The 12,287-nt window shown below is 48.8% G+C and carries 10 protein-coding genes and 2 pseudogenes; 3 read left to right on the top strand and 9 right to left on the bottom strand.

The genetic code is table 11. From position 1 onward, the window contains the following. Positions 1 to 14: 14 nt before the first annotated feature. The 9 genes and pseudogenes from P2W74_RS09055 to P2W74_RS09095 all read right to left on the bottom strand — a co-directional run bounded on the left by P2W74_RS09055 (position 15) and on the right by P2W74_RS09095 (position 9,133). Positions 15 to 2,501 carry a PAAR-like domain-containing protein gene (locus P2W74_RS09055; protein ID WP_276294741.1) on the bottom strand — a complete coding sequence of 829 codons (2,487 nt, stop codon included), beginning with the start codon at positions 2,499 to 2,501 and terminating at the stop codon, positions 15 to 17. Positions 2,502 to 2,503: 2 nt separating this feature from the next. Continuing rightward, positions 2,504 to 3,685, bottom strand: a complete 1,182-nt coding sequence (locus tag P2W74_RS09060; RefSeq protein ID WP_276294742.1) for a DUF2169 family type VI secretion system accessory protein — start codon at positions 3,683 to 3,685, stop codon at positions 2,504 to 2,506. A 10-nt stretch (positions 3,686 to 3,695) separates the two neighbouring features. Next, the gene (locus P2W74_RS09065) at positions 3,696 to 5,687 is read right to left on the bottom strand and encodes a type VI secretion system Vgr family protein (protein ID WP_276294743.1); all 1,992 of its coding nucleotides are present in this window, start codon (positions 5,685 to 5,687) and stop codon (positions 3,696 to 3,698) included. A 543-nt stretch (positions 5,688 to 6,230) separates the two neighbouring features. Further along, complete coding sequence (locus tag P2W74_RS09070; RefSeq protein WP_276294744.1) at positions 6,231 to 6,545, bottom strand: hypothetical protein; 315 nt, start codon at positions 6,543 to 6,545, stop codon at positions 6,231 to 6,233. Between the two features lie 47 nt (positions 6,546 to 6,592). Further along, complete coding sequence (locus tag P2W74_RS09075) at positions 6,593 to 6,907, bottom strand: hypothetical protein (RefSeq protein ID WP_276294745.1); 315 nt, start codon at positions 6,905 to 6,907, stop codon at positions 6,593 to 6,595. Beyond that, the gene (locus P2W74_RS09080) at positions 6,904 to 7,713 is read right to left on the bottom strand and encodes a DUF4225 domain-containing protein (protein ID WP_276294746.1); all 810 of its coding nucleotides are present in this window, start codon (positions 7,711 to 7,713) and stop codon (positions 6,904 to 6,906) included. The genes P2W74_RS09075 and P2W74_RS09080 overlap by 4 nt, the downstream gene beginning before the upstream one ends. 61 nt (positions 7,714 to 7,774) lie before the next feature. Further along, positions 7,775 to 7,960: pseudogene (locus P2W74_RS09085) on the bottom strand (ISAs1 family transposase); the annotation flags it as partial. Positions 7,961 to 7,974: 14 nt separating this feature from the next. After that, positions 7,975 to 8,379 (bottom strand): annotated as a pseudogene (locus tag P2W74_RS09090) (contractile injection system protein, VgrG/Pvc8 family); the annotation flags it as partial. 235 nt (positions 8,380 to 8,614) lie between these two features. Further along, positions 8,615 to 9,133, bottom strand: a complete 519-nt coding sequence (locus tag P2W74_RS09095; RefSeq protein WP_276294747.1) for an Hcp family type VI secretion system effector — start codon at positions 9,131 to 9,133, stop codon at positions 8,615 to 8,617. A gap of 713 nt (positions 9,134 to 9,846) precedes the next feature. On the opposite strand from P2W74_RS09095, the gene tssB reads away from it, so the two are divergent. Genes tssB through tssE form a run of 3 tightly spaced genes read left to right on the top strand, consistent with a single transcriptional unit; the run spans position 9,847 to position 12,286 of the window. After that, positions 9,847 to 10,353, top strand: coding sequence for a type VI secretion system contractile sheath small subunit (gene tssB / locus P2W74_RS09100; RefSeq protein WP_276294748.1), 507 nt, complete (start codon positions 9,847 to 9,849; stop codon positions 10,351 to 10,353). Between the two features lie 19 nt (positions 10,354 to 10,372). After that, the gene (gene tssC, locus P2W74_RS09105; protein ID WP_276294749.1) at positions 10,373 to 11,857 is read left to right on the top strand and encodes a type VI secretion system contractile sheath large subunit; all 1,485 of its coding nucleotides are present in this window, start codon (positions 10,373 to 10,375) and stop codon (positions 11,855 to 11,857) included. Between the two features lie 6 nt (positions 11,858 to 11,863). After that, a complete protein-coding gene (gene tssE / locus P2W74_RS09110; protein ID WP_276294750.1) occupies positions 11,864 to 12,286 on the top strand; it encodes a type VI secretion system baseplate subunit TssE in 423 nt (140 codons plus the stop codon). Position 12,287: the final 1 nt, after the last annotated feature.

Below are 12,287 nucleotides of genomic sequence, written 5' to 3' on the forward strand. Positions count from 1 at the left end.
ATCGTAGGTGTAGGTCAGCGTGCGTCCGGTAAAGTCGGTTTCTGCAACCAGTTGCCGGCCAGGTCATATGCCAGGCGATAGTGTTCACCTTCGGCGTTGGTGATTTCGGTCAGGCGGGTCAGTTTGTCGTAGCGACATTCCAGTCGTTCACCATCCGGACGGATTACGGCTGTCAGCAGGTCAAATGCACCGTATTCGTAGCGGGTGGTTTTACCCTCGCCATCAGTGAAGCTCTCCGGGAGTTTTTCACCGTTCTGACTCATCAGCTCCCGCACGCCGTCCGGGCGGTTAATTTCCTCCACGCTGCCCAGCGGCCCGGCGTGGTTTTTGCTGTGGCGGAACTGCGTGGTGAAACCCAGCGGGTCTTTCACATTCAGCAGGCGACCCAGCATATCCTGTTCGGTTTGCGTAATGCCGCCATCCGGGGCGACGGTTTCACGGACCTGATGCAGGGCGTCGTGACTCCAGCGCCAGGTGGCTCCACCGGGCAAAATGCGCGCCAGTAAATCGCCCTGTTCACTGTAGCTGAACTGCTGTTTCCGGCCCTGCGGGTCGGTCAGGCAGACCATGCTGCCTTTATCGTCGTAGTCCCACCGCCATTCCTGGTCGCCAGGCAGAGTCAGACGGGATAACTGTCCGGCATCATTGTAGTGGTAATACAGGCTGTAGCCGCCCGGCAGAGACACCCGGCTGATATCGCCTTCATTGTTATATTCATACGCCGTGGTACGCCCCAGCGCATCGGTGCGTGACTGGAGCAGTGTTCCTTCCCATTCAGACGTTTCTTCACGCCCCAGCGCATCGGTGATGCTGATGACGAGATTATCTCCGTTGTAGCGGTAAAGTTTTTTTCCGCCCTCTGCATCCAGATAGGTGGTACAGCGTTCTTCATCGTTATAGATAAAGTGGTCGTTGTAATAACCTTCCGGCGTTGAAACTTCTGTAACTCTTCCGGTTTCGTCATAGCAGTAACTGACCTGTGTTTTATCCGTGTCCCGCCAGCGGGTCATAAATCCTTCTGAAGTGTATTCATGCCATAAATGGGTAAACTGGAAAGTATCGCACTCTGCAAGATAGCCATTATTGTCATACTGGCAGGTGACCAGACGCTGGCGCTGCGGCGCCACCAGATCAATGTTCATCAGTTGTTGCTGTTGCCAGTTAAGCGAAAGCGTGTAGCCGTCGCTGTGGCAAATTTCCGTCAGCAGGTCATCTGTACGGGTAAAGTCTATCCGGTTGCCGTAGTTATCGTGGACAGCGGATAACAGCCAGACACCCGTATCCGCAGGAGCAAACACCCGTGTTTGCTGTGCACGGCGGTCGAAAACCGTCAGTTCTCCGGCCATATTCCCGTTCAGCCGGTAACGGCTTATGCGGAAGTTGATGGCATTGTGGAAAATACCGTCCTGCGGGATGGGGAAATAAAGCACCACGCCAGTACTGTCGGTAAAATGCAGATTACCGTCGGCGTGTGCGACCAGCGAGCAGGCCCATTCATCTGTCCATTTGGGGCCAAATGTCCCCGTCTCTCTGGCCTGCGAGCGGTAAAACCGTGAAAGCGTCAGCGGCAGGGAACCGGGCAGGCTGAGGACACTGAGTTGCTGAATGAGAGAACCGGTAACCACATCCACAGGGTCACTGTCACAAAACAGTTCTTCAAGTTTTTCACCTGTGTTTTCCTTAAGTTCCTTCAATCCCTTAACTATCCCGCCGTTGAGCTTCTCTTTAGCGGCCTTTGCTGCAGCTTTAGCGGCAGCCGCCGCCGCTCTTGCCGCTTTGGCTGCTGCTCTTGCTGCCTTTGCAGCGGCCTTTGCTGCCGCTTTTGCGCTCATCTTCCCGGCGGCTCTGGCTCCCTTAACGGCCATCTTTGCCGCCGCAGCTGCATCGCCAATCCCCGGCACTGCGGCAACCAGTGATGCTGCTGCCTCAAGATAATTTCCCCGCGCCGCGCTGATACCCGCATTCGCCAGGTCAGCCAGACCGCCAAACACCGGAATAAATCCCGCAATATCCAGCCCGGTTTGCACCCAGTCAAGCCAGCCACCTTCCTCTTCTTCCTCTTCGGTTTCTGGCTCTTCCGGCGGGTCGGCTTCTTCGGCAGAAACACCCGCCGGAGGGGGCTGGCCTACTATCAGCCCGATGGTGTTGCGGCTGTTCATCCAGAACTCGTCGTTGTGTCGCAGTATCGGTTTACCACCAATGAATACCGTTTCGCTGTGACCTTTGGGTTCGCAGACGTCACCCACTGTCCCGCTGCTGACGCCTTTGGCGGCGCCGGGCGAATCACCCAGAGTCTGCGGAATGCTGCTCTGATTAAGCACCACTGCCGGGCAGCCGTTCAGTTTCACTGACTGCACTACCATCACCGCTGAGGCCATGTTGGCCGTCACGGGGTAGGGGACCGGCGGCGTGGAGTCGCCCCTTGGCGTTTTACAGACGTCCGGTTTGGTGCTGACGACCTTCCACTGCCCGTTCTGACGGGCTGTAAAATTATCTGCCATCCTTATGCACTCCTTGTTCTGTACCGTGCTTCCAGCACCCGCACCGGTGGCGTGTTGTTTGGCAGCAGAAAGCGCCAGGTCTGCGCCACGGTCAGTGTGTCAGTATTGATTTCCACGGTGTCCAGCAGCATGGGCAGCGGCATACGGTGCCCGCTCACGGCCCGCAGCAGAAGGCGACCCTCGTGTGCTGGCAGGGTGAAATGGATATCACCCTGCGGACGAAATCCCGTCAGCACAAATTCCTGCCCCGGCAGCGGAAAGGGGATACGCTGATCATCCGGCGCGCAGTTCCAGTAGTTAAAATCAAAATCATCCGGCAGGTCAGGGTGCTGCGTTTCCAGCCACTCCTGGTCATAGGTTCCCGCCAGCAGCAGCCGTGGCCACCAGGCCCGGCCAACCGCACCAAAACCGGCAGGCTGGAATTCAGGTGCGAACCAGTCAGCTTTCCCGTCAAGGCAGGCGGTGAAGTGTTGCAGGGTAAACGGGCTGTCCACGGCGATAATGCGGGGGGCTTCGATCTGTTGGATGCTACAGGCTCGCAGATACCACTGCTGCATATAGCCCAGTCCCAGCGGATTGACCGGACAGGCCATGTGCGCCAGCGGGGGATTTTCCTGGTCGGGGTGCTCGCGACGCTGGTCTTCGGTAAGACGGTATTCTTCAGGAATGCGGCTGGAATATTCGCTGTCGGCCTCCACGCGGCACTCGCCGCCAAAGGCATAGCGGTAGTCCAGGGGCAGGGAGGTAAATGGTTCCGGTTCGGTTTCGAACCATTGCCCGGTCAGGGCCTGGCGCTGATAAAAGCGCTTCCCTGTCACCCGCAGCTTTTTGTCCAGCAGAACCTCACCTGATGCTGAACGCATCAGCACGCTTGCTATCATCTCCGGTACGGCGACACCACCCGGTGTATAAGCCGTTCCGTTAATGATGACGTCACAAGCGGGTTTCAGGGGAGCGAGGTCGCTTTCACGCAGAACCGGCGAAACATTCATTTCTCCGGAATACTCATCTTCCATACAGAGCGGCAGCGGTGGGTTTTCCATCAGTTGCGCCTGCCACTGACCATCCTCGTCCTGTTTCAGCCGGAAGCCGGTTTTCATGGCGACCACACAATGACGCTCGTTGTGTTTGTCATCCATTGCATATTGCATTACTGAAAACGGCGTCAGATTTCTAAATTCCATTCTTCACGCCTCAGTTGATGAATACGTCTTTGCCTTTGATGTTCGCCGGACCACCCGCAGTGAAATCAAACTCCTGCCCGGATATGGTTATTTTTCCACTGCTTTCCAGCGTGATGGAGCTTTTACCGCATATCAGTTCGATTTTGTCGCCGGATTTGATCGTGGTGATATTGGCGACATCGAGCGTATAGCTTTGCTTAACGTTGACCTTCTGATCTTTCACCACGGTTTCGGTGTCATTCCCGGTAATTTCGGTAGTCTGATCGCCGCCGACCTTCTTCTCACGATCCTTTGTGACCTTCAGCGTTTGATTATTCTGAACTGTGACAGTTTGATCATGTGCGACAGTGACTTTCTGGTCGTGTCCGCCTGCATTCTTGCTGCCCACATTGACTGTCTGGCCCACAACCACCGTGACCGTCTGGTTATTCTTCACGGTTTCGGTATGGTCGTGATCCACCGTCGTGGTCCGGTCATGCAGTACCTCTGTCACCATATCCTTCTGGGCGTGCATATAGAGCTGTTCTTTGCTGGTCGCATCCTCAAAGCGCAGTTCGTTAAAGCCACTGCCTTTGTAGGTCTTTGAGCGGATGGTCATCTGTGTTTTGGTGCCGGGCAGGCCACCGGGTGAGCGGTTATCCTGGTGGTAGGTACGCCCCATGATGATGGGCTGGTCCGGGTCGCCGTTGAGGAAGTCGACAATGACTTCCTGATCTATTCGTGGGATGGCAAGGTTGCCGAACCCCGGTCCGGCCCATGCCTGCGATACCCGCACCCAGCAGGAGCTGTTTTCATCTTTCTGGTTGTATCTGTCCCAGTGAAATTTCACCCGCACCCGGCCATGCTCATCACAGAAGATTTCCTCGCCTGCCGGGCCGGTGACGATGGCGCTTTGTGGCCCGTCCACTCTGGGTTTAGGTTTGGGTTGAGAACGCCAGGTGCGATCGGCGGGGATTACGCTAAACTGGTTGTCCAGTGTGGTTCCATTCCCTTGGTTGCCATGCAATGCCTGTGGCTGCTGTCCGATAAGAGTACTTTTTACCACCTGCCATTCCTGGTTCAGAGTTTCCTGTGGATGGTTCTTCAGCATGAAACGGGTTCCGGGCCACAATTTCGGGGAATTGCTGGCACCTCTGCCGATTTCCGCATTATTACGCTGCCCGTCCATCTGGTAGCGGGTAAAATCCTGTCCGTGCTGCTCATCCTTGAAACGTCCTGGATAGTCATAGATTTCATATTGTGTGAACTGGTTGTTCAGGTTTTCGCCCTGCTGAGTATATTTGCCTTCCCAGCCGGGGGTCTTGAAGGTGTAATCTTTGCTCAGTACCGAAGAGGGGCGGACACTCGCTTCATAATGAAACGCGGTGATACACTCATCGGTGGATTCTGTCCGGGTGTTCGGGTTGAAGGTGATAGCGTCTTTTATTGGTGTCAGACCTGCCACATCATCACACAATATCAGCTTCTGATCCGGGCCATCTGACGCCAGTTTGTCATAAAAGAAAATACCTTCCTCAGCCCACAGGCGTGATAAAAACGCCAGATCGCTTTCACCATACTGCACGCAAAACTCGCGATTAGGGTGATCGGTATTAAAGGAAGGTGTCCAGTCAGTAACACCATTTTCATTCAGCAGGGTGGCGGAAATGGCCTGGATGTTCTGCTGCTGGAAGATACGGAAGTTCTGGCGTAAGCCGCTACGCCATAGAGGCGGCTGGATATTGAGGCGATACTGCATTTGCCAGCGATTGTTCTCTTTTATCACGAATCCTGATACAACGCCGATGACATAACGCAGCGCTTTAACTCCTTGCCAGATAGTCAGCGTGGCTTTTTTTTCCAGTAATGCACTTGCCGCCAGACCAAACTCCTTACTGGCAACATCCACGTTTAGTTCAAACGGGAAGGAAAAATTCTGCTTCAACAGGAAATTCACTACTGCAAAGGTGTCCGGCGTCTGACCATCCACTTCCAGTGTAAAACGCAGTCCTTTTAATGACATATCTGTTTATCCTTATGCAATAATATTATTAAAATTTGATGAAGTTAGATGACGACCATCGGGTATGGATTAATCGCATTTATAATTAATATGGTGGGGTATAAGTTGCATATCTTAAATAAGATGTCTGGCATGTTAATAATATGGCTAATTCTATGAGGTGCTTATAATGGTTTTTATTATATATATAAATGCCTTGCAACTATGTAAGGAAATAAACTAATAAAACTTAGGCAAATGATATATAATACAAAGCAATGTTACTACTGATGTTAATATCAAAGAGGGGTATCATGCCAAAGTTAAACACATATAAATGGAAAAAAGGCAATATCATTTATATTATGATTGCATAGAAATGCGGTATTAACTCAGATGAATTCAGAAGTTTTTTTACAATAAGGAAGTTAATATGTATTCCAAGCAATGAAAACACGACATACAGAAAGTTAGTTTTATTGGTTAAAGACTCGATAAGAATGAGAATGCTCATTCTAATAAATCCTTCATTTTTCAATAGTACTTATACTATTTCGTTATCTCCTATGTATATAATCGCCTGGCAATTATATAAGGCAATCCGCTAAGCCAGGCAAGCCCAAAAGAAATATAGTACAGAGGGATATTGTCATTTAATTCAATATCAATAAATGGTATCACTCCAAAATGGAAAACATAAAAATGGAAAAAAGGTAACACCAATGATGTTAGTATTGCATAAAAATGTGGCATTAACTCTTCTGATGTCAGAAGTTTCTTTACAATAAGGAAGTTAACATGTAAGCCAAACAAAGAAAATGCCACATACAGGAAATTAATTTTATTGCTCAAAGATTCGATAAGAATGAGGATGCTCATCAATAATTCCTTCATTTTCCAATAAGCTTATACTATTCCGCTATTTTCTATGTATATAATCGTCTTGCGATTATATAAGGCAATCCGCTAAGCCAGGCAAGCCCAAAAGAAATATAGTACAGAGGGATATTGTCATTTAATTCAATATCAATAAATGGTATCACTCCAAAATGGAAAACATAAAAATGGAAAAAAGGTAACATCAATGATATTAATAATGCATAGACATTTTGCATTGACTCTTCTGGAGTCAGGATTTTTTTTAATATAAGGAAGTTAACATGTAAGCCAAACAATGAAAACACTACATACAGAAGGTTAACTTTAATAGTCAAAGACTCAATAATAATGAGTATGCTCATTGGTTAGCTCTCCATTGTCCTATTAATGTGTTGGCGTCGCCTAATATTTCTATTACACGATCACCTGGTCCCATTAGATTTATCCCCATCGTTTTCATACCCCAAAGTAAATCTGCGTTCACATATCGGTAAAGCCTTTGGACGTCCTCCGCTAACTTATACCCAAACATACCGTTTAATGATAATCCCACGTCAACAAATGTGTAAATGGTATCCGATGTTTTAGTATCTAGCCCAAAGAGATTACCCACGTCTTCATAAATAAATCGTAAAGGACCAGTAAAACTCTCTTGATAGAGTAAATAATAGCCATTCTCTATGAGGTTATTAATACCATGGAGTGTTAATAATACACCAGGGATTATTCCTGCACCAGAGCTCATCATTCCAACGCCAGCAACAACCTGTAATCCACCGGAAATAAACCCAACTCCGGCGATGAATAGATCTACATTAATGGCATCTGTGCCACTACTCCCTCTTGAATGCTCTACATTAACAGGGCGAACGACAACAAACTGCCTCATTTGATTTTTAGTTAGTTCCTCATCTTGTTTTCTCAGCGATGCAATTTCGCGGTCAAGTGAGTCAATAGCCTCCTGTAAGGTTGAAGCCCCAGCAAATGCACTCCTATCAATCTGTGATGAATATCTGATTATCTCCTGGATAAAATGGTCTTTGGCAAGACTCCACTTTATATATTTACTGGCCACGCTATTCATTACCTGCATAAGTTCATTCTGCTTATCAAATAGAGTAATTCTAAGCTCTCTATTTTTACTTATATCTTCATAAGATTCGCTCACATATAACGCCTCATTATAGTAATATCACATTTATTCATTCATAGAAGAACTCAGGGCAAGATTACGAAAGCCCGCACTCCGCAAGGACTGACGCGAGGTAGTTATTGTCCATCGCAGCTTTTCGTATCTTTCTTCTCAATCCTGCTTTGAGCTCTTTGTGATTGGTCAGAATATTTACAGCTACATGCCTTATTCCTGAGAATAATTCAGCAGCACGCCCTCTGCTTATTCTGCAGTTGTCCTCATTCTGGTCACTTCCGTTGTGGTATTCGGGTTAAAGGTGATGGCGTCATTTAGCGGGGAGAGGCCAGCCACATTATCACACAGCGTCAGCTTCTGGTCTGGGCCGTCCGGCGCGAGTTTGTCATAATAGAAAATGCCTTCTTCCGCCCAGAGGCGCGACAAAAAAGCCTGATCGTTTTCACCATACTGCACGCAGAATTCGTGAGATGGGTGGTCTGCATTGAAGGATGGTGTCCAGTCGGTTACGCCATTTTCATTCAGAAGGGTGGCGGAAATAGCCTGGATATTCTGTTGCTGGAAGATACGGAAATTTTGACGAAGGCCGCAACGCCACAGGGGAGGGGGTATACGAAGGCGATATTGCATTTGCCAACGGTTGTTCTCTTTCATTCCGAAACTGGCAACCACACCAGTGATATAACGCAGCCCTTTAATGACATATTGACCTCCCTGATGTTTGCAGGAAAACAGACATCCGCTGTCCAGCGGCTGTGACAGTACAGTGTTACGCTTATCTTCAGGCACGCTACCGCCGAAGTCTCCGGCGTCTGCCATCTCCCGTAAAAACGTAACCCCTTACTGACAACCCTTTTTTACAGATGCCGTAATGCAAAAAAACAGCATCCAGCCCATAAGGGCAGGATGCTGTTGGTTTAACTTATGCTTCCAGCGGTGCACGCCAGTCATCGGCACCGGAAGTGCCTGACTTTATGTGTTCCCACTCGATTTTGCGGTAGGCCAATTTCACTGCGAGCAGTTGTGTAAACTCACGCTGTGATGGGTCCTGGCAGTGCGGCATATGCAGGTTGATATCGACGATAGTCGAATCAGTCAGGCGGGTGGTGAAATAATGCTCCTGCTTACCTTCAACAGAGGTGCGCCACCAGTGCAGTTCGGTTTTTGGCAGCATTTCGCCTGAGGCGAGCGCGTTGTACAGCAGAGGAACGGCTTTATTCAGCGCCACCGTAAAGATGAACGGTTTGTGGGCTCGCTGGCCTGAGGGCTGACCAGATTGTGGGTCGGTCGGCACTGTCACGTTATGCAGGAACTCCTGCACCAGCATTTCATCTTCGTGGCCCTGCACGTAGATGTTGCCGACAGAATCAGCAGTGAAGGCACCTGCGGTAATATTTCCCTGGGTCTGTCCTGTGATTGAAATGTAACACGGTGTAGGCATTTGTAAACTCCTTGTGAATGTTATCAGCGACTACTTACAATGACCTGTCGTTAATCCCCGACAGGTAGAACGTGAGACGGTTCACCACAGGAACCGCTTCATTTTTCTGCATTCGGCTTACAGGTAAACCGAATGGATGGCAGACGGGAAAGTACAATTTAAAATCTCTGAAAGCCTTATTTATATAAACTAGACATATATCTGAGATAATATTTTCGCTTTTTGTGCGCACTCTGAATTCAATAAAAATATCCATTGGCTAATCATGAATTAATATTGTATTCATCTTTTTTAAATTTTACTCTTGCTCTTGTGTGAATCCGTAAGGAATCTCTTAAATATCTTTTCTTTTATTTGTGTTATGAATAAGTCCAGATCTGAATATAATAAATAACTATATTGTCATATAATTGTTTGATTTATTTATCTTACTGTATTTAAAGAATTAATCAGTGCTTTTCCCAGGTGGATCAACGCTATCTTGCGTAGTTTATAGATTGAAATGTCTATGGCAAACCTATTTAATGAACAAAGGATACCCCTCTTTCATTCGAATAAAAAGTGCTTTTAAAATTTTTCCCTGAGCGTAATATGAAGGTCAAATAGGATGTGTGATATATTTTACCGCCACCGGAATGGCATCGTCTGTGATTTTTTGTGGTACGGAACATGCTGTATTCATGGCACGAACGATAACCTTATGGACTATTTTTATGAGCAGCAAAAAAAATGACAGTGGTGGCAGTGTTGCACCGAAGGAACGCGTAAATATTAAATTCACCCCTAAGACAGGAAACCAGACAGCAGAAGTGGAACTGCCGCTAAACCTGCTGGTTACTGGCAACCTGACGGGTGGCACAGATGACACATCACTCGATGAGCGCCAACCGGTTGCCATCAGCCGTAACAATTTTAATGCCGTACTGGAACAGTCCGGAATCAGACGTGATTTCATTGTTCCGTCTGTGCTCAGTGAAACGCCGGATGCGCGTATGAGCGTTAACCTGAAAGTCAAAGCGCTGGCAGATCTCTCGCCGGACAACGTTGCCGCCCGGGTGCCGGAAATGCGGAAAATGCTGGAGCTACGCGAAGCATTGGTGGCGCTGCGCGGCCCTATGGGCAATATCCCTGCCTTCCGCGCACAACTTCAGGCTTTGCTTGATGACGAAAAGAGCCGTGAACAACTGATTGCGGAGCTGGGCCTCGTTGGTCGGAAATAACTTGTACAAGGACTTCAGTATGTCAGATATCACCTTATCGGAGGCACCTGCTTCCACCACACTGGTCACAGCGCCCAGCTTGCTGGATGAAATTATGGCGCAGACTCGTTTTAAACCGGAGTCAGAAAGCTACGATATCGCCCGTCAGGGTGTTACAGCCTTTATTACCGCGCTGTTGCAAAGTGACGATGAGGCAGAGCCTGTAGATATCCTGGCTGTCAATGGCATGATCGCCGATATTGATGAGCGTATGGGGCGCCAGATGGATCTGATCCTTCATGCTCCAGAATTTCAGGAACTGGAGTCGTTCCTGCGCTCACTGAAACTGCTGGTTGACCATGCAGATCCCCGAGAAAATATTAAAATTCATCTGATGCATGCTACCAAAGAAGAACTGCTGGATGATTTTGAATTTGCGCCTGAAATTACCCAGTCAGGGTTCTACCGGCATGTCTATTCCAGCGGATTCGGTCAGTTTGGTGGAGAGCCGATCGCCGCAGTTATTGGTAACTACGCTTTCAATAACACCGCCGCAGATATGAAATTGCTGAAATATATCAGCGCGGTCAGTGCGATGGCCCACTCACCGTTCTTGTCCTCTGTTTCCCCAGAATTTTTTGGTCTGGATTCGTTTACTGAGCTTCCTGGGATTAAGGATGTTGCCGCTATTTTTGAAGGTCCGGCTTATACCAAATGGCGTTCGTTGCGTGAGTCAGATGATTCCCGAAATCTCGGCCTGACTGCACCGCGCTTCCTGCTGCGCCATCCTTATGCCCCGGATGAAAATCCGGTTAAAAGTTTCAATTATCATGAGAATGTCAGCAAAAATCACGAGCATTATTTGTGGGGGAATACTGCGTTTCTGCTGGCGGCAAACATGGCTGAAAGTTTCATGTCAACCCGCTGGTGCCCGAATATTGTTGGCCCACAAAGTGGTGGTGCGGTGAAAGATTTGCCGGTGCATTTATATGAAGCAATGGGTCAGCTTCAGGCCAAAGTCCCAACCGAAATTCTCATCACCGACAGGCGAGAGTATGAGCTTGCAGATCAAGGGTTTATCACTTTGACTATGCGTAAAGGCTCTGATAATGCAGCCTTTTTCTCTGCCAACTCGGTGCAGAAACCAAAAGTTTTCCCCAATACGGCAGAAGGGAAGGAAGCCGAAACCAACTATAAGCTGGGTACTCAGCTCCCTTATCTCTTTGTTATCAACAGATTAGCACATTATATCAAAGTGCTTCAACGCGAGCAGCTTGGCTCATGGAAAGAAAGAGGAGATCTGGAACGCGAGCTGAACACCTGGATTCGCCAGTATGTGGCTGACCAGGAGAACCCGCCTTCAGATGTCCGCAGCCGCAAACCGCTGCGCCAGGCGAAGATTGAAGTTTCCGATGTGGAAGGTGAACCTGGCTGGTATCAGGTTGCGCTAAGTGTACGCCCGCACTTCAAGTATATGGGGGCGTCGTTTGAGTTGTCCCTGGTCGGACGCCTGGACAGGGAATAAACCACCATGATAACGGAACGGGAGTCGGGAGGCAGTCTATTTGAACGTATCGGCGAGGCGGTGAATTTACCTTCACGTCAGCGTCCAAAGGCGGCGTTGTTGCAGTCTGTGCGCAATAACCTGCGCAATGTACTCAACACCCGTTCCGGTAGTTGCTACGGTTCGCCGGATCTGGGGATCGCTGATTTTAATGATGAATCACCTGACTCCATGAACATCCGGAACTGGATGGTTCAGGCTATCAGTCGTTGTATTTTGCGGTATGAGCCCCGTATTTCGGATGTGGTGGTAACCACCACCGCAGAGGACAGCCATGCCCCGCTGGATCTGCGTTTTCATATTGTGGCGTACATGGATTTCAGTAACAGAAAGGATGTTCTGGAGTTTGACATTCTGCTGGATAACCACCAGCACTGGTGTGTGGGGTAAA

It is taken from the genome of Citrobacter enshiensis (assembly GCF_029338175.1).
GTDB classification, from domain to species: Bacteria; Pseudomonadota; Gammaproteobacteria; order Enterobacterales; family Enterobacteriaceae; genus Citrobacter_D; species Citrobacter_D enshiensis.